This is a genomic window from gamma proteobacterium symbiont of Axiagastus rosmarus (assembly GCF_059730925.1).
In genome coordinates this window covers 2,707,619-2,728,116 of the sequence record NZ_AP035925.1, presented here as the reverse complement: position 1 = coordinate 2,728,116, position 20,498 = coordinate 2,707,619, and the positions used below count along the sequence as shown (strand labels likewise).

Here is a 20,498-nt window from a genome sequence, read left to right as displayed (position 1 = left end):
CATGATCACCTCTTCGCGCGTTACGCCGTCGCTGACGCTGCTGGCGCTGTCCATGCTGCTGGCGGGTTGTGCCGTCGGGCCCGATTATCAGCCGCCGCAGGCGCACACGCCCGGTAGCTACCGTGATTTGCCCTCTCAGGAAGCCTCAAAACCGCTGGCGTCCGCGACCAATCCTTCATGGTGGAAAAGCTTTAACGACCCGCAGCTCGATAGCCTGATTGAGCGCGCCATCGCCGGCAACCTGACGCTGCAACAATCGGTGCTTCGCATCGCCGGTGCGCGCGAACAGCTGGCGCAGGCACGTGGCGGGCTGTTCCCGTCGCTTAACGGCTCCGCCAAAGTGACGCGTCAGCAGCTCGGCCTGAAAGGCATGCTGAAATCCAACGGGGTGTACGATCAGGTGGATGATGACGTGGCGGATCAGCTCAACGGTCTGACCCATTCGGTCACGCTGTATCAGGGCAGCTTCGACGCCAGCTGGGAACTGGATTTATGGGGCAAAGTACGACGCCAGATGGAGATGGCGGACGCGCAGCAGCAGGCGGCGATTGAGCAGCGTAACGATGCGCTGGTGTCGCTGGAAGCCGAGGTCGCGCGCGCGTATCTGCAGCTGCGCGGCGCGCAGGCGGTGCTGGCGACGCTGCAACAGCAAATCAACGTGGCGCAGCAAACCTGGGAGCTGACGCAGAGCCAGCAGCGTAACGGTCTGGCGCCGCTCACCGACGTTGAGAATGCCCGTGCGCAGCTGGCCTCCCTTAACGCGCAGCTGCCACAGTATCAGGCCCAGGAGCGTCAGGCGATGAACGGGCTGGCAGTGCTGCTGGGCAAAACGCCGGGCGCGCTGGATAACGAACTGATGAGCAGCAAAGCGCTGCCGGCGTTGCCGAAGCTGGTGGCGGTGGGCATTCCATCGACGCTGGCGCGTCGTCGTCCGGACATCCGCCAGGCTGAAGCGAATCTGCATGCACAGACCGCCAATATCGGCGTATCGGTCGCGAACCTGTTCCCCAGCCTGTCGCTCACCGGGCAGTTGGGCGTGCGCAACACCGATGCCAGCTACCTTGACGACTGGAGCAGCCACTTCTTCAGCGTCGGCCCGGCGCTGTCGATCCCGATTTTTCAGGGCGGACGTCTGGTTTCCAGCGTGAAACTGGCGCGCGCGCAGCAGGCGAGTGCGGCGCTCGATTATCGCCAGACGGTACTGACGGCGCTGCAGGATGTGGAAAATGCGCTGGTCAGCTACCGCGCCGATCAGCAACAGGTTACCGCGCTGGATGAAACCACCGGCGCACTGCAGCGCGCCTTTGACCTCGCCAGTGACAGTTACAAACAGGGCATCTCCACCTTCCTTGAGGTGCTGGATGCCCAGCGCCAGCTGGCGCAGTCGCAGGCGCAATCGACGCAGGCGCGCATGCAAAGCGCGCTGGACCTGGTAGCGCTGTATAAAGCGCTGGGCGGTGGCTGGGAGCCGTATCAGCAGGTGACGCTGCCGGACTATGACGTCTTTGGTCCGGCCACCGCAGTCAATTAATCTGACATCGCTGACCGCATTCACGGCGTGCGGTCAGCGCCTTCCGTGAAATAAATATTCTCCCTTCTGTTTGTTGTGCAAAATTTGCACTGCCTTCTCTGCGCCCTGAATCAGGTTGTGTGATCGTTATCTCAATTAAAGGCAAAGAGAATGACCCGTGGCGCAAAATTTAAATTTCATATTTATTCATTGTGGTGGAAATAATCTATTTTAAGGCTTCTTATCTCAGGAAAGGAGTTGGTTATGTCCCGCGAAACCTGGATGACGCCTAATCCGGCATCAGGGCCAAACAGCAGCACGCGCACCGAGCCTTTTGTGAAAGTCATTGCGCTGATTGCCACCCTTGGTGGTTTGCTGTTTGGCTACGACACCGGCGTGATCTCCGGCGCACTGTTATTCATGGGCGACGATCTGCATCTCACCCCATTTACCACCGGGCTGGTGACCAGCAGTCTGCTGTTTGGCGCGGCGTTTGGCGCACTGGCTTCCGGTCACTTTGCCGCCGCGGTCGGGCGGAGAAAAATTATTCTGGTACTGGCGATTATTTTTGCACTCGGCGCGCTGGGTACAGCACTGGCACCCGATGTCAGCTGGATGATTTTCTTCCGCCTGGTCCTTGGCGTGGCCGTGGGTGGTGCGTCCGCCACCGTACCGGTGTATATCGCCGAAATGGCACCGGCCAACAAACGGGGTCAGCTGGTGACCATGCAGGAGCTGATGATCGTTTCCGGCCAGATGCTGGCCTATATGTCGAACGCCGGCTTCAACGCGGCCTGGGGGGGCGACACGACCTGGCGCTGGATGCTGGCGGTCGCCACGCTACCGGCGGTGCTGCTGTGGTTCGGGATGATGTTTATGCCGGACACGCCGCGCTGGTATGCCATGAAAGGCCGTCTCGCTGAGGCGCGCAAGGTTCTGGAACGCACCCGCGCGCGCGAAGACGTTGAGTGGGAGATGATGGAGATCGAAGAGACGCTATCGGACGAGCAACAGCAGCGTCCGCGTCTGCGGGAACTGCGCCAGCCATGGCTGATCAAACTGTTCCTGATCGGTATCGGTATTGCCGCCATCCAGCAACTGACCGGCGTGAATACTATCATGTACTACGCGCCGACCATGCTGAAAGCGGTGGGGATGAGCAATGACGCTGCGCTGTTTGCCACCATTGCCAATGGCGCGGTATCGGTATTAATGACCTTTGTGGGGATCTGGCTGCTGGGGCGCATCGGTCGCCGCACCATGACGATGATAGGTCAGTTTGGTTGTACCGCCTGTCTGGTGTTTATTGGCACCGTCAGTTACCTGATGCCGGAAACAGTTAACGGTCAGCCGGATATCTTGCGCAGTTATATGGTGCTGCTGGGTATGCTGATGTTTCTGAGTTTCCAGCAGGGCGCGTTATCGCCGGTCACCTGGCTGCTGCTGTCAGAAATTTTCCCCACACGGTTACGCGGTATTTTTATGGGCGGCGCGGTATTTGCGTTGTGGATCGCCAATTTTCTTATTTCTCTGCTGTTCCCGGTTCTGCTGGCGTCGGTTGGCTTATCCGGCGCGTTCTTTATTTTCGCGCTGATTGGCATAGGCGGCGCGATTTTTGTTATTCGCTGGGTACCGGAAACACGCCATCGTTCGCTGGAGCAGATTGAACATTATTTGCACGACCGGCTGTCTGATGCGCCGGCGCCCCAGCTATTGCGACCGGCAGTGAAGAAAAGCGGATAACCACAGACATACGATTTTTGCATGATGGCCGGTTAACAACCGGCCTTTTTTTATTTATTTAATGGCAAAATGAGATATTGCTCGCATCTGTGACGCCAATGCCATCCGCGTTAAAAAGGGATTTTACTTACACTATTAATGTTTTTTTACCTTTATGCTGACTACTGCCTCAGCGCACAATAAGCGCTAAACGCTTGTTTCCTACGCGTGAATAAGCAATGAAATCGATTCCAGTTCCAGCCGGTGGTACTGAACCGCTGATGTTAATTCACCGTTAATTCACGCCGCACATTGGGTTTAAACGCGCCTGCCAGGAATATGCTAATCCATTCGGATTAATCCGGTCTGCAAAATTAATTTATTTTTTTATTTGAATTGGGTAATCTTGCCACTACAGTTTATTTAACCCCCTTAAGCAAGGACATTGTGATGAGTGACGCATTTAAAGTTCTGAACAACATTCGCACATTACGTGCACAGGCTCGTGAACTGCCACTGAGCGATCTGGAAGAAATTCTGGAAAAATTAACCGTCGTGGTGACTGAGCGCCGCGACGAAGTTGAAGCGGAAGAAGCGCAGAACCGCGAAAAAGAAGAGAAGCTGTCTAAATACCGTGAAATGCTGCTGGCAGACGGTATCGACCCGAACGAATTACTGGGTGCACTGGAAACCGGTAAAAAACGCGCCAAGCGTGCGCCGCGTCCGGCGAAATATTCTTACACCGACGAAAACGGTGAAGAGAAATCATGGACCGGTCAGGGCCGTACCCCAGCTGCGATTAAAAAAGCGCTGGATGCAGGTAAAAGCCTCGACAGCTTCCTGATCAAATAATCTGCACAATCCTTGTAAGCGGGAGCCGGAGGCGTCAGCGTCTCCGGCTTTTTTATTGGCCTCGCTCCGGGCACGGGCGGCGGTTCACTTCCCGCGCCGTGGATAACCTGTCCGGCACGGTCGCAATTATTTTACCTCTGGCAACAAGGTGTTCTCCGCCTTGCCTCTGCGTATCCGGGTGCAGAGGTGGCTCATCCAGGCCGCTTCTGGCATAATGCCCGCTGTTTTTTCCTCCACTGCGTAACAAAGGTCAATGCCGTGTTAGTTTCCAGCAATATCACTATGCAGTTCGGCAGTAAGCCACTGTTTGAGAATATCTCCGTTAAATTTGGCGGCGGTAATCGTTACGGTTTAATCGGTGCGAACGGCAGCGGTAAATCGACCTTCATGAAAATACTGGGCGGCGACCTGGTTCCGACTAACGGAAATGTTTCCCTCGACCCTAATGAGCGCATCGGTAAGCTTCGCCAGGATCAGTTTGCTTTCGAGCAATATAGCGTGCTGGATACCGTGATTATGGGGCACCAGGAATTGTGGGCGGTGAAGCAGGAGCGCGATCGCATATATGCCTTGCCGGAAATGAGCGAAGAGGAAGGCTATAAAGTCGCCGACCTTGAGGTCGCCTACGGTGAAATGGACGGTTACAGTGCCGAATCACGCGCCGGAGAATTATTACTCGGCGTGGGCATTCCGGTGGAGCAGCATTACGGTCCGATGAGTGAAATTGCCCCAGGCTGGAAATTGCGTGTGCTGCTGGCGCAGGCATTATTTGCTAACCCGGATATTTTGTTACTCGACGAACCGACCAACAACCTGGATATTGACACCATTCGCTGGCTGGAGCAGGTGCTGAACGAACGTGACAGTACCATGATCATCATTTCGCATGACCGTCACTTCCTGAATATGGTGTGTACGCACATGGCGGATCTGGATTACGGTGAGCTGCGCGTTTATCCCGGCAATTATGACGAATATATGACGGCGGCAACCCAGGCGCGCGAGCGTTTATTAGCGGATAACGCCAAGAAGAAAGCGCAAATTGCCGATCTGCAATCCTTCGTTAGTCGCTTTAGCGCCAACGCCTCAAAATCGCGTCAGGCCACCTCGCGCGCGAAGCAGATTGATAAAATCAAACTGGATGAGGTAAAAGCCTCCAGCCGTCAGAACCCGTATATTCGTTTCGAGCAGGATAAAAAGCTGTTCCGTAATGCGCTGGAAGTGGAAGCACTGACCAAAGGATTTGATAACGGTCCGCTGTTTAAAAATCTTAACCTGCTGCTGGAAGTGGGTGAGAAACTGGCTATCCTCGGCGCCAACGGTATTGGTAAATCCACGCTGCTGAAAACGCTGGTCGGCGAACTGCAGCCGGATAGCGGCACGGTGAAATGGTCGGAGAATGCGCGCATTGGTTATTACGCGCAGGATCACGCCGAAGATTTTGCTGACGACCTGAGCGTGTTCGACTGGATGAGTCAGTGGAAGCAGGAAGGTGACGACGAGCAGGCGGTGCGCAGTATTCTTGGTCGTCTGCTGTTCAGCCACGACGACATTAAGAAGCCAGCGAAAGTGCTGTCCGGTGGTGAGAAGGGCCGCATGCTGTTTGGCAAGCTGATGATGCAGAAGCCAAACATCCTGGTGATGGACGAACCGACCAACCACCTGGATATGGAGTCGATCGAGTCACTGAACATGGCGCTGGAGATGTACGAAGGCACGCTGATTTTCGTCTCGCACGACCGTGAGTTCGTCAGCTCGCTGGCGACGCGCGTCATCGAGATGAAAGGCGATCGCATCGTTGACTTCACCGGCAACTACGAAGATTACCTGCGCAGCCAGGGCATCGTCTAATGGCGTAGCCGTTTAGCAGCCGCCATCATCAGCGGCGCAATTTATCGCCTGATAATTTGCGCCGCTCAGCAATACCTGACGCTTATGTCACGCCCCGGCGTTATTCCTCACGCTTGCCACACACTTCACATTGCGCATCCTGCGCCACTTTCAGGCTGCGAAACTCGGCGCTCATCGCATCGTACATCAGCAGTCGCGCGCTGGCCGGCTGGCCAAAGGCGCTCAGCACCTTCAGCGTTTCCATCGCCTGCATCGCACCCACCACGCCGACCAGCGGAGCCATTACGCCGGCTTCGACACAGCTCAGCGTCTGCTCGCCGAACAGGCGGCTGATGCAGCGGTAGCAGGGCTCGCCGGGCTGCCAGGTAAATACGCTGAGCTGGCCTTCCATACGAATGGCGGCGCCGGAGATCAGCGGCACCCGATGCTGAAAACATCCGCGGTTCACCTGTTCGCGCGTGGTGACATTGTCGCTGCAGTCCAGCACCGCATCGTGACGCGCAATCAGTTCGCCGAGCGCGGCTTCATCCAGCTGCGCATCGATCGGCTCCAGCGTGCAGTGCGGATTGAGCGCCGCCAGCTGCTGACGGGCCGAGGCGACTTTTGCCATGCCGATGCGCGCATCGCTGTGCAGAATCTGGCGCTGCAGATTACTCAGGCTGACGCGATCGAAATCCAACAGCGTCAGATGACCGACGCCGGCGGCGGCAAGATAGGGCGCGGCGGCACAGCCCAGTCCGCCCAGGCCAACGATAAGCACCCGTGAGGCTTTTAGCCGTTCCTGGCCGTCGAAATCGAAGCCGCGCAGCACAATCTGCCGGTTGTAGCGCAGCATCTCTTCATCGCTCAGCTCTGTGTGCATTAGCCCTCCAGCAGGCTGTTGAAGGCCTCGACATCAACCCATTCGCCCGGCTCAACGTCACCGCGATCGCGCTCCAGCACAATAAAGCAGTCGGCCAGCGCAAAGGAACTGAACACGTGCGAGCCCTGCGCACCGGTGCTGCGCACTTCCAGTACGCCATCATCGCCGCGACTGAGGATGCCGCGCTGAAAATCGAGTCGGCCCGGCGCTTTCTTCAGACGCTGCGTTGCGCGCGCGCGCTGGCGCAGCGGCATGATGCGCGTGGTCTGGCCGGTCAGCGTGGCCAGCAGCGGCTGCACCAGCTGATAGAAGGTCACGGCCGCCGACACCGGATTGCCAGGCAACCCGCAGAACCAGCTGTTGGCCAGACGGCCAAAGGCAAACGGCTTGCCGGGTTTGATCGCCAGTTTCCAGAAGGTAATCGCGCCCAGCTCTTCGAGCATCGCTTTGGTGAAATCCGCCTCGCCCACTGACACGCCGCCGGTGCTGATCACCACATCGGCCTGGCGATCGGCTTCGCTGAAGGCCTGGCGCAGCTTCGCAGGATTGTCAGCGATCACGCCAAGGTCGATCACCTCGCAGCCAAGTTTGCGCAGCATCAGCGCCACGGTGAAGCGGTTGGTGTCATAAATCTGGCCCTCGGCCAGCGGCTGGCCCACCGCCTGCAGTTCGTCACCGGTGGAGAAAATGGCCACGCGCAGCTTACGCAGCACGCTGACCTCCGCAATACCCAGCGACGCCAGCAGCGGCAGTTCCGCGGCACCGAGCCGCACGCCGGCATCCAGTACCTGCTTACCGGCCTGAATATCCTCCCCGATGCGGCGAATATTTTGCCCGGCACGCACTGGCGCGGTGATGACAATGCCGCCGTCACGCGATTCGGTTTGCTCTTGCATCACCACGGCGTCACAGCCGGCAGGAATCGGTGCGCCGGTCATGATGCGAATCACGCTGCCGGCTGGCCACTCGCCATTAAACGGGGCGCCGGCAAACGCTTTGCCCGCTACCGGCAACACGCGGTCAGCGGACAGGTCGCTCAGGCGCAGCGCGTAGCCGTCCATCGCGGAGTTATCGAATGGCGGCACGTCCAGCGGCGAAATCACCGGCTTCGCGGTAATGCGCCCGGCGGCATCGGCCAGTGCGACGCTCAGGCAATCGCTAATCGGTTGCAGCTGCTGCAGCATTTTCTGCTGCGCGTCTTCAAGGGAAATCAGTCCGGCGGTAAAAGGTTCCATGTCCATCTCTGTCGGGTTAAAGGCGAATGCTGCCTATTATGGTGGCTGTTGTCGGCTGAGTCACATGCGAGATCAAAGGGAATGGAAATTAGTGCGCGGTGACGAATCCGCCGGCGAACATGCTTTGTTCAGACTGAAAGTGATAGTCATGTTAACAACCGTGCTGACGTTATGATGTGAGTGCGGCAGATACTTTCTTATGCACCAGTGACAGAAACGCGCCCGCAGTGGTATCCCAGTTGGCCGGAACAAACTCTCTTTTATAGCGGTCACGGAAATCAGATTCGACATCATCGCACTCTGCCAGAAACAGCTCGATGTCTGCCAGCATGGCGTGCAGGTTTCCTTTATGCGCTTCTCTGATATACGCCTCGATTTTGGGCTCGATCTCATCGCCCGGTTCAAACAGGTCATAATCCTGCCCAAACCAGATGCCAATAAAATTATCCAGTTCACTGATACTGATACGGTCCATCATAACTCCGGGAAAGCGGTAATGATAAAGTAAGGTTTGCCGTTGTAGGGCTTAAAATCCAGTATGACGCGAACGGCGTAGCAGGTTTCAACCTCTTCACGCCCTTTACTCACGACTATACCAACCGGATGTGAAAAACGCCGACTCAGGCGCATACGGGCTTGCAAGCCTGGAGGGATATTTTTCACCCACATTTGAATTTGATGCTTATTATCTGCCAGCACCTTACTGATCAGTGCTTCCGCCTCGCTCAGAGACTTAAAGCTACTGGCCTCATCGAGACGAGGCCGGTTACGAAGCCTCTCCCGCAGCTCATCCGGCGTTTTGCCGATATGTCGCTCAATCGTGTGCCCACCGGGTGCTCGCCCTGAAAGCGACTCATGCTCGGCGATTTTGACCCGCCCGGCACGCACCGCGATGACGCGCTCTGCTCCGGCTGCAAAGGCAAATGCCATCGGAATGGCGATATCTACCGTCAGGCCGACATTCATGGCGGTCTGACGGTCAGCGCCGAGCGATTCTGCGAGTGCCACGGCCGAATTAAACGTGTCGGTAGCGACCTGTCTGCCAGTCCATACCTGGCGCAGGCTGGCCTGAAGCGTGTCGAGACTGTGAGTGCCGACAAAGACGCAGCCAGCTTTGGTCAGCATAGTGGGCTCAGGCACGACGCACAGTGCGCCAGCACCAAAAAGCTCAATCACTCCGCCAGCGAGCCCGAGCCCTCCGAAAATGCGGTTGCTGGTCGTTTCACCCTCGCTGACGCTGCGATCTGAAAGGACGGCTGCCAGCTGCACCGGGGAGAGTGCAATCCTTAGCCCTTTTTCATCTTCCACTGAATATTCCTTTTCATGAATGGGCCTTTAACTTACCCGATTTTTAACCGGCACTGAAGCCACACAGAAAGTAAGGGAAAATAGGTTGTTCACTGCCTTGCCGGTGCCAGACGTAAGCGCGCCAGCCATAATATTAAAGCTGGTGCGTTTTCTCCCTTAATTCACAAAAAAGCATAATCCACATTAAAAGGTTATGACCGCTGATACACTTTCTGCTTTACAAGCAGGGAGGGGCTTTCTATAGTCGAAAATTGCCAAAAAAAGATGAAAACCATTCTAAATCAGTGTTTTTGGCTCTGATTCCTTGACAGGGTAACGGTTATGGCTAAAGCAGTTATCGCAATTCACGGCGGCGCCGGCGCGATTACGCGTGCGGCAATGAGCGCCGAAAAAGAGCAGCACTATCGTCAGCAACTGGCCGCGATTGTCAGCGCCGGCCAGCAGATTCTGGCCAGCGGCGGTAGCGCGCTGGATGCCGTGACCGAAGCGGTGCGGCTGCTGGAAGAGTGCCCGCTGTTCAATGCCGGCAGAGGTGCCGTGTTCACCCATCAGGGCACCCATGAACTGGATGCCAGCCTGATGGATGGCCGTACGCTGGACATCGGCGCCGTCGCTGGCGTCAGCCGTATCCGCAATCCGATACTTGCCGCGCGTAAAGTGCTGGAAGCCAGTCCGCACGTGCTCTTTATTGGCAGCGGGGCGGAAGCCTTTGCCGCGCAACAGGGGCTGACGCCGGTCGAGCCTGATTTCTTCTCGACGCCAGAACGCTGGGAGCAACTTCAGCGCGCGCTGGGCAGCGAACAAATGCTGCTGGATCATGATGGCGCGGCGCAGGGGAGCGATCCGCTGGACCCGGATCGCAAATTTGGCACGGTGGGCGCGGTGGCGCTCGATTTGCAGGGTAATCTGGCGGCCGCCACCTCCACCGGCGGCATGACCAACAAGCAGGCGGGCCGCGTCGGTGATTCACCGCTGGCGGGCGCCGGCTGCTATGCCAACAACGCCACCGTGGCGGTCTCCTGTACCGGTACCGGCGAAGTGTTTATTCGTACGCTGGCGGCTTACGATGTCTCAGCGCAGATGGAATATGGCGGTCGTTCGCTGCAACAGGCCACCGCCAGCGTGATTCATGACAAAGTGCAGGAGCTGGAGGGTAGCGGCGGGCTGATTGCCGTTGATGCCCACGGCAACGTGGCGCTGCCGTTTAACAGCGAAGGCATGTACCGCGGATTCGCTTATGTGGGCGGCGAGGTTGAGGTGGCGATTTACCGCGACAGCTAAGGAGCAGGCATGACGGATCTACAGCAGCAGTTTGCGCCGCAGCAGGTGCTGGCGGTACGCGATCTCTGCGTGCGCTTTGAGCATGAAGGGCGCGTGACGGACGCCGTGCGGCAACTTTCACTCGATCTGCATCGCGGAGAAACGCTGGCGCTGGTGGGCGAATCGGGCTCGGGCAAATCGGTGACGTCGCTGGCGCTGATGCGTCTGATTGCACAGGCCGGCGGCGCGGTCAGCGGTGAAATCCTGCTGCGACGGCGCAACGGCGAGGTGCTGGATGTGATGCGGGCGTCCGCCAGCCAGATGCGCCGGGTGCGCGGTGCGGATATGGCGATGATCTTTCAGGAGCCGATGACGTCGCTCAACCCGGTGTTCACCGTCGGTGAACAGATCGCCGAATCTATTCGTTTGCATCAGGGGAAAAGTCACCAGCAGGCGCAGGCCGAAGCGCGACGCATGCTGGATCTGGTGCGCATTCCGGAAGCGCACAATGTGCTGTCGCGCTATCCGCATCAGCTCTCTGGCGGTATGCGCCAGCGCGTGATGATCGCCATGGCGCTGTCGTGCAAGCCAGCGCTGCTGATTGCCGATGAGCCGACCACCGCGCTGGACGTCACCATCCAGGCGCAGATTCTGCAGCTGATTCGCGTGCTGCAAAAAGAGATGCAGATGGGCGTCATCTTTATTACCCATGATATGGGCGTGGTGGCGGAGATGGCCGATCGCGTGCAGGTGATGTATCGCGGCGATGTGGTTGAGCGCGCGCCGGTGCAGCAGTTGTTCGACGCGCCGCAGCAGCCGTATACCCGCGCGCTGCTGGCGGCCGTGCCAAAGCTCGGGGCGATGAGCGGCCAGCCGCTGCCGGCGAAGTTTCCGCTGCTGCATACCAACGGCCGCGAAGAGGCCAGCACGCCGCAGGATACCGTGCGTCACGATCGTCCGCCGATTTTACAGGTGCGCGATCTGGTGACGCGCTTTGATATTCGTGGCGGGCTGCTCAATCGGGTGAAGCGCCGCGTCCACGCGGTGGAAAAAGTCAGTTTCGATCTTTATGCAGGCGAAACCCTCGCGCTGGTGGGCGAGTCCGGCTGCGGCAAATCCACCACCGGACGCTCGCTGCTGCGGCTGGTCGCCAGCCAGGGCGGCAGCATCACCTTTGACGGCCAGCGCATTGATGCACTGCAGGGCAGGGCGCTGGCCACGCTGCGCCGCGACATTCAGTTTATCTTTCAGGATCCGTATGCGTCGCTCGATCCGCGCCTTACCGTCGGCTTTTCGATTATGGAGCCGCTGCTGGTGCATCGCAGCATGGGGCGCGCGCAGGCAGAGAAACGCGTCGCCTGGCTGCTGGAACGCGTTGGTCTGCTACCCGAACACGCGCAGCGCTACCCGCACGAGTTTTCTGGCGGTCAGCGCCAGCGTATCTGCATCGCACGCGCGCTGGCGCTCAATCCTAAAGTGGTGATCGCCGACGAATCCGTCTCCGCGCTGGATGTGTCGATCCAGGCGCAGATCATCAATCTGATGCTGGATTTACAGCGTGAATTTGGCATCGCCTTCCTGTTTATTTCGCACGACATGGCGGTGGTGGAGCGCATCAGCCATCGCGTGGCGGTGATGTATCTCGGACAGATTGTGGAGATGGGACCGCGTCAGGCGGTATTCGAACAGCCGCGCCATCCTTATACCAAAAAACTGATGGCCGCGGTGCCGGTGGCCGATCCGGCGCATCGGCACCGCGAGCGGGCGCTGATGGTCGATGAGATCCCCAGCCCGATTCGCCCGCTGGGTGATGAGCCGGAAGTGGCACCGTTACTGGAAGTGGCGCCGGGCCATTTTGTCGCCCGCCATGCCATTAGCGGCGCCTGAGCAGCAACCAACCGCGCCCTCTGTGCAGGGCGCGCAAGACAGGGACTACAGGAGAACGATAACGATGCACCATATCATGCGAAAAGGGGTTATCACTGCCGGGTTGTTGAGTTCGGCGCTGGCGCTGCCCGCCTGGGCGGCCAAAGATGCGGTGATTGCCGTGGCGTCGACCTTCACCACGCTGGATCCGTACGACGCCAACGACACGCTGTCGCAGGCGGTGGCCAAATCTTTCTATCAGGGCCTGTTCGGCTTCGATAAAGACATGAAGCTGGTCAACGTACTGGCCGAAAGCTATCAGGCCAGCAGCGATGGGCTGACTTACACCATCAAACTGCGTCCGGGTGTGAAATTCCAGGATGGCACGGATTTCAATGCCGAAGCGGTGAAGGTCAACCTCGACCGCGCCAGCAATCCGGACAACCATCTCAAGCGCTATAACCTGTTTAAATATATCGCCACCACCGAAGTGGTCGATCCGTCCACGGTGAAAATTACCCTGAAGCAGCCGTTCTCAGCGTTTATCAACAATCTGGCGCACCCGGCTGCGGTGATGATCTCGCCAACCGCGCTGAAAAAATATGGCAAGGACATCGGTTTCCATCCGGTAGGCACCGGACCTTATACCTTTGACACCTGGAACCAGACCGACTTTGTCAAAGTGAAAAAGTGGTCGGGCTACTGGAAGCCGGGCTATCCAAAACTCGACAGCATTACCTGGCGTCCGGTGGTGGATAACAACACCCGCGCGGCCATGCTGCAAACTGGCGAGGCCAGTTTTGCCTTCCCGGTGCCGTTAGAGCAGGCCAAACTGCTGCAGGGCAATAGCAAGCTGGATGTGGTGACCACACCGTCGATTATGCAGCGTTACATCAGCCTCAACGTGACGCAAAAGCCGTTCGATAACCCGAAAGTGCGTGAAGCGCTGGAGTACGCCATCAATCGCCAGGCGCTGGCCAAAGTGGCCTTTGCCGGTTACGCCACGCCAGCCACTGGCATCGTGCCGCCGCGCATTGATTTTGCCCAGAGCTATCCGGCCATCAAATACGATCCGGCCAAAGCGCGCGAGTTGCTGAAGGAAGCGGGCTACCCGAACGGTTTCGAAACCACGCTGTGGTCATCGCATAACCACAGCACCGCGCAGAAAGTGCTGCAGTTCACCCAGCAGCAGCTGGCGCAGGTGGGTGTGAAGGTGAAAGTCACGGCGATGGATGCCGGCCAGCGCGCGGCGGAAGTGGAGAGTAAAGGGCAGAAAGAGAGCGGGGTGCGCATGTTCTACACCGGCTGGTCAGCCTCCACCGGCGAAGCCGACTGGGCGCTAACGCCGCTGTTCGCCACCAGCTCGTGGCCACCGGCGATCTTCAACACCGCGTTCTACAGCAACCCGCAGGTGGATAAAGACCTGGCGGATGCGCTGAAGACCACCGATCGCGACCAGAAAGCCAGACTGTATAAAGACGCGCAGGACCGCATCTGGAACGATCACCCGTGGATTCCGCTGGTGGTGGAGCAGCTGCTGTCTGCGAACAATAAAAACCTGACCGGTTTTTACGTCATGCCCGATACCTCATTCAATTTTGATGAGGCGGATCTGAAGTAACAGACGCGGCCAGCCTTACGGGGCTGGCCGATGCTGCGCGGGATTTCGCATGCTCAACTATTTTCTTAAACGCCTGCTCGGGCTGATTCCCACGCTGCTGATTGTCGCAGTGCTGGTGTTCCTGTTCGTGCATCTGCTGCCGGGCGACCCGGCGCGCCTGATTGCCGGACCGGAAGCGGATGCCTCAGTGGTGGCGCTGGTGCGTCAGGAGCTGGGACTCGATCAGCCGCTGATTCAGCAGTTCTGGCACTTTATCCTCAATGCCTTGCAGGGTGATTTTGGTCAGTCGATGGTGTCAAAGCGGCCGGTCTCTGCCGAAATTGCCGCGCGCTTTTTTCCTACTCTGTGGCTGACGCTGAGCAGCATGGTGTGGGCGGTGGTGTTTGGCATGGCGATCGGCATCGTTTCGGCGGTATGGCGCAATCGCTGGCCGGACCGCATCGGCATGACGCTGGCGGTTTCCGGCATCTCCTTTCCGGCGTTTGCGCTGGGTATGCTGCTGATGCAGGTCTTTTCGGTCGAGCTCGGCTGGCTGCCGACGGTGGGCGCCGACAGCTGGCAGCACTACATTCTGCCGTCGATTACGCTCGGTGCCGCCGTGGCCGCGGTGATGGCGCGCTTTACCCGCGCTTCGTTCGTTGAGGTGATGCAGGAAGATTATATGCGCACCGCACGTGCCAAAGGGGTGCGCGAATCGCTGGTGGTGGTCAAACACGGGCTGCGCAATGCCATGATTCCGGTGGTCACCATGATGGGGCTGCAGTTCGGCTTTCTGCTCGGCGGCTCGATTGTGGTGGAAGTGGTGTTTAACTGGCCCGGACTGGGCCGTCTGCTGGTGGATTCGGTGGAGATGCGCGATTACCCGGTGATTCAGGCCGAGGTGCTGCTGTTCTCGCTGGAGTTCATTCTGATTAACCTGATCGTCGATATGCTTTACGCGGCGATCAACCCGGCTATTCGCTACAGGTAAGGAGTCGCAATTGAAGAACTGGCGACGCGAGGCGGCACTGAAATCCCTGCCGCTGATGACGGAAAACCGGGTTCGCACGCCGTGGCGTGAATTCTGGCGGCGCTTTCGCCGTCAGCATGTGGCGCTGCTGGCGGGCGCGTTTGTGTTGCTGCTGATTGTGGTGGCGTTTATCGCCCCGTGGATCGCCCCGTTTGATGCCGAAAACTATTTTGACTACGACCGGCTCAACGAAGGTCCGTCGTGGATGCATCTGTTTGGCGTCGATTCACTTGGACGCGATATCTTCAGTAGGGTGCTGGTCGGCACGCGCATTTCGCTGATCGCTGGCTTCTTCTCGGTGGCGATTGGCACGGTGATCGGCACCGTACTGGGGCTGCTGGCGGGCTATTACGAAGGCTGGTGGGATCGTATCACCATGCGCATCTGCGACGTGTTGTTTGCGTTTCCCGGCATTCTGCTGGCGATCGCGGTGGTGGCGATCATGGGCAGCGGCATGAGCAACGTGATTGTGGCGGTGGCGATTTTCAGTATTCCGGCATTTGCCCGTCTGGTGCGTGGCAATACGCTGGTGCTGAAACATCAGACCTATATCGAGTCGGCGCGCAGTATTGGTGCTTCCGACTGGATCATTATCATGCGTCACATATTGCCCGGTACGGTGTCGTCGATTGTGGTCTATTTCACCATGCGTATCGGTACCTCGATCATCACCGCCGCCAGCCTGTCCTTTCTCGGCCTGGGCGCGCAGCCACCGACGCCGGAGTGGGGCGCGATGCTCAACGAAGCGCGCGCCGATATGGTGATTGCACCGCACGTGGCGATCTTCCCCAGCCTGGCGATTTTTCTCACCGTGCTGGCGTTCAATTTGCTGGGCGACGGCCTGCGCGATGCGCTGGACCCGAAACTGAAGAGCTGAGGGTGAACACCGCATTGCAGTTGTAGCGGAGCGATTCATCGGGCAATAAATTGCGCCGCTACGATAACTGCAATGCCTGGCGCATGACCCTTATTCAGGTCATTGATTTTATTAACACTTCAGCGCATCAAAACGTTTCCCAGTTGTCGTTACCGTGGCTCACCGCCGCGGGCAGGGCGCGGGTCGGGGCGGGCAGCACCGGTTTCACCACCCGCTCGGTTACCGCAGCGGCCGGGCGTGCGCCGGTGTTGAAACGCGCCACCGCCGATGACAATCGGCTGGCCTGCTGCTCCAGCGACGCCGAGGCGCTGGCCGATTCCTGCACCAGCGTGGCGTTCTGCTGCGTCACGCGATCCATCTCATTCACCGCCTGGCCAATCTGGTCAATACCGCGGCTCTGCTCATCGGACGCCGAGGCAATCTCACCCATGATATCGGTGACGCGCGTCACCGCGCTGACAATCTCCTGCATGGTATCGCCAGCGCTGCTGACCTGCTGCGAACCGAGATCCACGCGCTGCACGGAGTTTTCAATCAGCAATTTGATCTCTTTCGCCGCCTGCGCGCTGCGCTGGGCCAGATTGCGCACTTCGCCTGCCACCACCGCAAAGCCGCGCCCCTGCTCACCGGCACGCGCCGCTTCTACCGCGGCGTTAAGCGCCAGAATGTTGGTCTGGAAAGCGATACCGTCAATGACACTGGTAATGTCGGCGATTTTCTTCGAGCTGTCCGCAATTTCGCGCATGGTTTTCACCACGCCTTCCACCACGTTACCGCCTTTGTCGGCGGTGTCCGACGCGGTTTTCGCCAGCTGCGTGGCCTGACGCGCGTTGTCAGCATTCTGCTTCACGGTCGCGGTCAGCTGTTCCATGCTGGCGGCGGTCTCTTCCAGTGAGGCAGCCTGCTGTTCGGTCCGCGCCGAGAGATCGTTATTACCGTTGGCGATGGCGCTGGCGCTGCCAAAAATGGCATCCGCGCTGTCGCGCACGTTATTAATGGTACCAAGCAGCGCCTGCTGCATATGGTTCAGGCTGGCGGCAATGGCCGCCATTTCACTGCGGCCTGCCACCTGCAGGCTGGCTGACAAATCGCCTTCGGCAAAGCGCTCGATCTGCTGCTGCACCTGCTGCATCGGTGCCAGCAGCACGCGGCGTACCAGCGTCCATACCGCCGCCACCATCAGCACCACCACCAGCGCGATGACGGCAATCATGATTAGCACCTGCTGATAGTTGCTGTCATTTTGCAGGCTGCGCTGATTGATCAGCTGCATGTTTTCATCGCGCCACTGCTGATAAGCCTGTTCCAGTTCATCCTGCGCCTGCTGCGCATCGAGATTGCCGTAGGCCGCGTAGTTATTGGCTTTCAGAAACACGGCGGACTGCTGCAGCAGCGCGGCAAACGCTTTGAATTTATTGTCGATCAGATCGGCGGTCGACGCACTCTGGCCGTCGATGCGCGGATAGCTTCTATACTGATTGACGTGCTGCTGCGCCGCTTCCAGCGAGGCACCGGCTGCCAGCAGCAGCTTGTTGATCGCCGCCAGCGACTGCTCGTCGGTCTGATTTTTCAGAATACGGATCGCCACGCGGTTGATGGTGACGCGGGTTTTCACCAGCGTTTGCCAGCCGTCGCCCAGCTCTCGCTGCTGATGAGACAACTGATTGCTGGCGGTGAAATTATGTTGTCCCGCACGCAGCGAGGAGAAAAAGAGCGAGCCGGATATGGCCTGCATGGCTGTGAATACCACCAGAATAACCACAATGGCGGTCACAATTTTCATCTTGTTGAACATGTGAGCATCTCTTAGCAAATGAGCCGGTAGTTATGTTATCGGTGGAAAAAAGCATCACTAAAGTGCGGCAGCGAAATAATTCACCGCCGTAATGGTTACGGACAGGAGGCCAGGGGATGAAACCCTTCAATTACCAGCAGGATTTTAAACAGCTCGACTTCCGTCAGCATCCGGAGCTGTATCAGGTCGGGCGCGGCGAGCAGGGGGTGCTGATGGTGGAACCTTATAAGAGCGAAATTCTGCCGCACTGGCGCTTTCGCACCGTCGAGCTGGCGCAGCAGTCATCAGAAAAAATCATGCAGCTGTTCGAGGCGTATCGCGCGCAGGATGATTTTGTCGGTATGGATATGGCGCGCAAATTTATTCAGATGGGCTACACCCGCGCGCGCCGCTATAGCAATCATCAGGGCGGACGGAAATACGGTGCTGACGGCAAAGAGCTGCCGCGGACGGTAGAAAAAGAAAAGGCCGCTGCGGCGGCCGTATTCAAAGCGTGCTGGGACCGGCTGCGCGCCGATAACGATTATCTGGCGCGCAAAAAAGCGCACCAGCAAAAGTACGGTTAAACGCGCGTGCCCCACAGGTCGTATTCGTCGGCGTGTTCGACCTTGACCCGCACCACCTCGCCGACTTTCACCTGGCGATCGCCATTCAGGTACACCGCACCGTCGATTTCCGGGGCGTCGGCCATGCTGCGGCCGACCGCGCCTTCTTCATCCACTTCATCGATGATCACCAGAATCTCGCGACCGATTTTCTCCTGCAGACGCTCTGCGGAGATCTGCTGTTGCAGTTGCATGAAGCGGTCAAAACGCGCCTGCTTGACGTCGTCCGGTACCTGATCCGGCAGCTGGTTAGCCGTGGCGCCTTCAACCGGGCTGTACTGGAAGCAGCCAACGCGATCGAGGCGCGCTTCACGCAGGAAGTCGAGCAGCATCTGGAAATCTTCTTCGGTTTCGCCCGGGAAACCCACGATGAAGGTGGAACGCAGCGTCAGCTCCGGACAGATTTCACGCCAGCGTTTGATGCGCTCCAGCGTGCGCTCAACCGCGCCCGGACGCTTCATCAGCTTCAGGATGCGCGGGCTGGCGTGCTGCAGTGGAATATCGAGGTAAGGCAGGATTTTGCCTTCGGCCATCAGCGGGATCACGTCATCCACGTGCGGATACGGATAAACGTAGTGCAGACGCACCCAGACGCCGAGTTTCGCCAGCTGCTCACACAGGCTGACCATGCTGGTTTTCACCGGCGAACCGTTCCAGAAACCGGTGCGGTGTTTAACATCGACGCCGTACGCGGAGGTGTCCTGCGAGATCACCAGCAGCTCTTTTACGCCGGCTTCCACCAGACGTTTAGCTTCATCAAGTACCGCGCCAATCGGACGGCTGTCCAGATCGCCACGCATTGACGGGATGATGCAGAAGGTGCAGCGATGGTTACAGCCTTCGGAAATTTTCAGGTAAGCGTAGTGGCGCGGCGTCAGTTTCACGCCCTGTTCCGGCACCAGGCTGAGGAACGGGTTGTGCTCGGGTTTTGGCACGTAAGTGTGCACGTGCGACAGCACCTGCTCGTAGCTGTGCGGGCCGGTGATCTCCAGCACTTTCGGATGCACTTCGCGGATCTGATCCACTTTGGCGCCGAGGCAGCCGGTGACGATCACTTTGCCGTTCTCGTTCAGCGCTTCACCAATCGCTTCCAGTGATTCCTGTACGGCACTGTCAATAAATCCACAGGTGTTAACGATGACGATCTCCGCATCATCGTAGCGTGGCACCACGTCATAGCCTTCTGTCCGCAGCTCCGTCAGGATGCGTTCAGAGTCGACGAGGTTTTTTGGGCAGCCGAGAGAGACGAAGCCTACACGCGGCGGATTTTTGACATGGCTCATAAGGATAAAAATTCATCATAATTAAGGTGGACAGGAGCGCGATTGTACAGAGGTTGACGGGGAAAATGTATAGGGAAGCGCTGTCGAAATCAGAGAAAAAGGCCACGCAAACGGTGGCCGGGGGAATTACAGCAATAATTGTTCCGGACGGCAGCTGTAGAGTCGGGCTAAGCGCTCGCGCGTTTTTTTCTGTGGTTTACTCTCTTTGCGTTCCAGTTGGGAAATTGCACTTTGCGTGGTCCCTAATTGTTCGGCAACATACTGCTGCGAGAGGTTACGGTAAACACGCCAGGCCGCCTGCAGACTGATATCCTGGCTGAGCATAATGCCAACCACGTCATGCGGCACGGTTTCATCATCATGTTCATCCGCTTCAATTGCGAGGGTTGTCCAGTTGCTTTCCGCATCTGAAAGCAGCTTTTCATACTCCGCGACAGGCAGAACCACGAATTGCGGTTCGCCTGCTTCATCATAAATATACTGTTTTGACATACGTTATCCGGGTAGCGTCAGGTCGCTGCCAATGTCATCAGGTGCATAGCTGCGGGGTTTCCCCCGCAAAGTATCAAAGGTGCTGCGTGCCACCTGCCATCCCTGCAAGGGATAATTAGAAAATAAAGAGCAAATCTAATATTGTCAATCTAATAATCTTATATACCAGGGCAGGGCGGTCACCTGGCGCAACATTTTGTTTGGTGTACGCTTAGTGAGCATGGCGGACATCCGGCTTGTGCAAGCGGGTCGATTTTGCTTAAATATTGGGTTGGTAATTGTAAGTTATTATCGACATTACAGAATTTTAAAGCGCGCCAGCGGTGAGTTTCTCTCTGCCGGGGCAGAAG

17 protein-coding genes are annotated in these 20,498 nt (G+C 58.0%); 10 read left to right on the top strand and 7 right to left on the bottom strand.

Annotated elements, in window-relative coordinates; translation table 11 throughout:
- Position 1: 1 nt before the first annotated feature.
- From AC6I8F_RS12810 to AC6I8F_RS12795, 4 genes are all read left to right on the top strand, one after another.
- Entirely contained in the window at positions 2-1,531 is a 1,530-nt protein-coding gene (locus AC6I8F_RS12810) for an efflux transporter outer membrane subunit (RefSeq protein ID WP_021508411.1), read from the top strand.
- A gap of 243 nt (positions 1,532-1,774) precedes the next feature.
- Entirely contained in the window at positions 1,775-3,253 is a 1,479-nt protein-coding gene (locus AC6I8F_RS12805; protein ID WP_058757802.1) for a sugar porter family MFS transporter, read from the top strand.
- Between the two features lie 429 nt (positions 3,254-3,682).
- The gene (locus AC6I8F_RS12800; RefSeq protein ID WP_021508409.1) at positions 3,683-4,084 is read left to right on the top strand and encodes an H-NS family histone-like protein; all 402 of its coding nucleotides are present in this window, start codon (positions 3,683-3,685) and stop codon (positions 4,082-4,084) included.
- Positions 4,085-4,342: 258 nt separating this feature from the next.
- On the top strand, positions 4,343-5,935 hold the full coding sequence (locus tag AC6I8F_RS12795) for an ABC-F family ATPase (RefSeq protein WP_031279866.1): 1,593 nt from the start codon (positions 4,343-4,345) through the stop codon (positions 5,933-5,935).
- 100 nt (positions 5,936-6,035) lie between these two features.
- Here the strand turns inward: AC6I8F_RS12795 and moeB are convergent, their stop codons facing one another.
- From moeB to AC6I8F_RS12775, 4 genes are all read right to left on the bottom strand, one after another.
- On the bottom strand, positions 6,036-6,797 hold the full coding sequence (moeB, locus tag AC6I8F_RS12790) for a molybdopterin-synthase adenylyltransferase MoeB (protein WP_059009016.1): 762 nt from the start codon (positions 6,795-6,797) through the stop codon (positions 6,036-6,038).
- Positions 6,797-8,032: a molybdopterin molybdotransferase MoeA gene (gene moeA / locus AC6I8F_RS12785; RefSeq protein WP_318249587.1), complete on the bottom strand. Its 1,236-nt coding sequence runs from the start codon at positions 8,030-8,032 to the stop codon at positions 6,797-6,799. Before moeA ends, moeB begins: the two co-directional genes overlap by 1 nt.
- Before the next feature lie 169 nt (positions 8,033-8,201).
- Positions 8,202-8,507, bottom strand: a complete 306-nt coding sequence (locus tag AC6I8F_RS12780) for a contact-dependent growth inhibition system immunity protein (protein WP_021508405.1) — start codon at positions 8,505-8,507, stop codon at positions 8,202-8,204.
- Positions 8,507-9,340: an RNase A-like domain-containing protein gene (locus AC6I8F_RS12775; protein ID WP_021508404.1), complete on the bottom strand. Its 834-nt coding sequence runs from the start codon at positions 9,338-9,340 to the stop codon at positions 8,507-8,509. Before AC6I8F_RS12775 ends, AC6I8F_RS12780 begins: the two co-directional genes overlap by 1 nt.
- 321 nt (positions 9,341-9,661) lie before the next feature.
- On the opposite strand from AC6I8F_RS12775, the gene AC6I8F_RS12770 reads away from it, so the two are divergent.
- The 5 genes from AC6I8F_RS12770 (at position 9,662) to gsiD (ending at position 15,973) form a co-directional block, all read left to right on the top strand.
- On the top strand, positions 9,662-10,621 hold the full coding sequence (locus AC6I8F_RS12770) for an isoaspartyl peptidase/L-asparaginase family protein (RefSeq protein ID WP_058769516.1): 960 nt from the start codon (positions 9,662-9,664) through the stop codon (positions 10,619-10,621).
- Positions 10,622-10,630: 9 nt separating this feature from the next.
- On the top strand, positions 10,631-12,487 hold the full coding sequence (gene gsiA, locus AC6I8F_RS12765) for a glutathione ABC transporter ATP-binding protein GsiA (RefSeq protein WP_104092748.1): 1,857 nt from the start codon (positions 10,631-10,633) through the stop codon (positions 12,485-12,487).
- A gap of 64 nt (positions 12,488-12,551) precedes the next feature.
- The gene (gsiB, locus tag AC6I8F_RS12760) at positions 12,552-14,087 is read left to right on the top strand and encodes a glutathione ABC transporter substrate-binding protein GsiB (RefSeq protein ID WP_058757797.1); all 1,536 of its coding nucleotides are present in this window, start codon (positions 12,552-12,554) and stop codon (positions 14,085-14,087) included.
- Between the two features lie 49 nt (positions 14,088-14,136).
- Positions 14,137-15,057 (top strand): glutathione ABC transporter permease GsiC, encoded by a 921-nt coding sequence (gene gsiC, locus AC6I8F_RS12755; RefSeq protein WP_021508400.1) that lies wholly within the window; start codon positions 14,137-14,139, stop codon positions 15,055-15,057.
- A gap of 10 nt (positions 15,058-15,067) precedes the next feature.
- Positions 15,068-15,973, top strand: a complete 906-nt coding sequence (gene gsiD / locus AC6I8F_RS12750; protein ID WP_262256202.1) for a glutathione ABC transporter permease GsiD — start codon at positions 15,068-15,070, stop codon at positions 15,971-15,973.
- Positions 15,974-16,100: 127 nt separating this feature from the next.
- On the opposite strand, the gene AC6I8F_RS12745 is transcribed toward gsiD, so the two are convergent.
- Positions 16,101-17,768 (bottom strand): methyl-accepting chemotaxis protein, encoded by a 1,668-nt coding sequence (locus AC6I8F_RS12745; RefSeq protein WP_498028087.1) that lies wholly within the window; start codon positions 17,766-17,768, stop codon positions 16,101-16,103.
- Positions 17,769-17,884: 116 nt separating this feature from the next.
- On the opposite strand from AC6I8F_RS12745, the gene AC6I8F_RS12740 reads away from it, so the two are divergent.
- The gene (locus tag AC6I8F_RS12740; protein ID WP_021508397.1) at positions 17,885-18,334 is read left to right on the top strand and encodes a DUF4385 domain-containing protein; all 450 of its coding nucleotides are present in this window, start codon (positions 17,885-17,887) and stop codon (positions 18,332-18,334) included.
- Here AC6I8F_RS12740 and rimO read toward each other — a convergent pair.
- Both rimO and AC6I8F_RS12730 read right to left on the bottom strand, forming a co-directional pair.
- A complete protein-coding gene (gene rimO / locus AC6I8F_RS12735) occupies positions 18,331-19,656 on the bottom strand; it encodes a 30S ribosomal protein S12 methylthiotransferase RimO (protein WP_021508396.1) in 1,326 nt (441 codons plus the stop codon). The genes AC6I8F_RS12740 and rimO overlap by 4 nt on opposite strands.
- A gap of 126 nt (positions 19,657-19,782) precedes the next feature.
- Positions 19,783-20,148, bottom strand: coding sequence for a helix-turn-helix domain-containing protein (locus tag AC6I8F_RS12730; protein ID WP_021508395.1), 366 nt, complete (start codon positions 20,146-20,148; stop codon positions 19,783-19,785).
- Between the last annotated feature and the right edge of the window lie 350 nt (positions 20,149-20,498).

What these genes read in the sequence shown, in the direction of transcription:
- AC6I8F_RS12780 (WP_021508405.1), bottom strand. Translation starts at nt 8,507, where the DNA reads ATGGACCGTATCAGTATCAGTGAACTGGATAATTTTATTGGCATCTGG.
- AC6I8F_RS12730 (WP_021508395.1), bottom strand. Translation starts at nt 20,148, where the DNA reads ATGTCAAAACAGTATATTTATGATGAAGCAGGCGAACCGCAATTCGTG.
- AC6I8F_RS12770 (WP_058769516.1), top strand. Translation starts at nt 9,662, where the DNA reads ATGGCTAAAGCAGTTATCGCAATTCACGGCGGCGCCGGCGCGATTACG.
- AC6I8F_RS12745 (WP_498028087.1), bottom strand. Translation starts at nt 17,768, where the DNA reads ATGTTCAACAAGATGAAAATTGTGACCGCCATTGTGGTTATTCTGGTG.
- AC6I8F_RS12800 (WP_021508409.1), top strand. Translation starts at nt 3,683, where the DNA reads ATGAGTGACGCATTTAAAGTTCTGAACAACATTCGCACATTACGTGCA.
- gsiA (WP_104092748.1), top strand. Translation starts at nt 10,631, where the DNA reads ATGACGGATCTACAGCAGCAGTTTGCGCCGCAGCAGGTGCTGGCGGTA.
- moeA (WP_318249587.1), bottom strand. Translation starts at nt 8,032, where the DNA reads ATGGAACCTTTTACCGCCGGACTGATTTCCCTTGAAGACGCGCAGCAG.
- gsiC (WP_021508400.1), top strand. Translation starts at nt 14,137, where the DNA reads ATGCTCAACTATTTTCTTAAACGCCTGCTCGGGCTGATTCCCACGCTG.
- rimO (WP_021508396.1), bottom strand. Translation starts at nt 19,656, where the DNA reads ATGAGCCATGTCAAAAATCCGCCGCGTGTAGGCTTCGTCTCTCTCGGC.
- AC6I8F_RS12810 (WP_021508411.1), top strand. Translation starts at nt 2, where the DNA reads ATGATCACCTCTTCGCGCGTTACGCCGTCGCTGACGCTGCTGGCGCTG.
- AC6I8F_RS12740 (WP_021508397.1), top strand. Translation starts at nt 17,885, where the DNA reads ATGAAACCCTTCAATTACCAGCAGGATTTTAAACAGCTCGACTTCCGT.
- moeB (WP_059009016.1), bottom strand. Translation starts at nt 6,797, where the DNA reads ATGCACACAGAGCTGAGCGATGAAGAGATGCTGCGCTACAACCGGCAG.
- gsiB (WP_058757797.1), top strand. Translation starts at nt 12,552, where the DNA reads ATGCACCATATCATGCGAAAAGGGGTTATCACTGCCGGGTTGTTGAGT.
- AC6I8F_RS12805 (WP_058757802.1), top strand. Translation starts at nt 1,775, where the DNA reads ATGTCCCGCGAAACCTGGATGACGCCTAATCCGGCATCAGGGCCAAAC.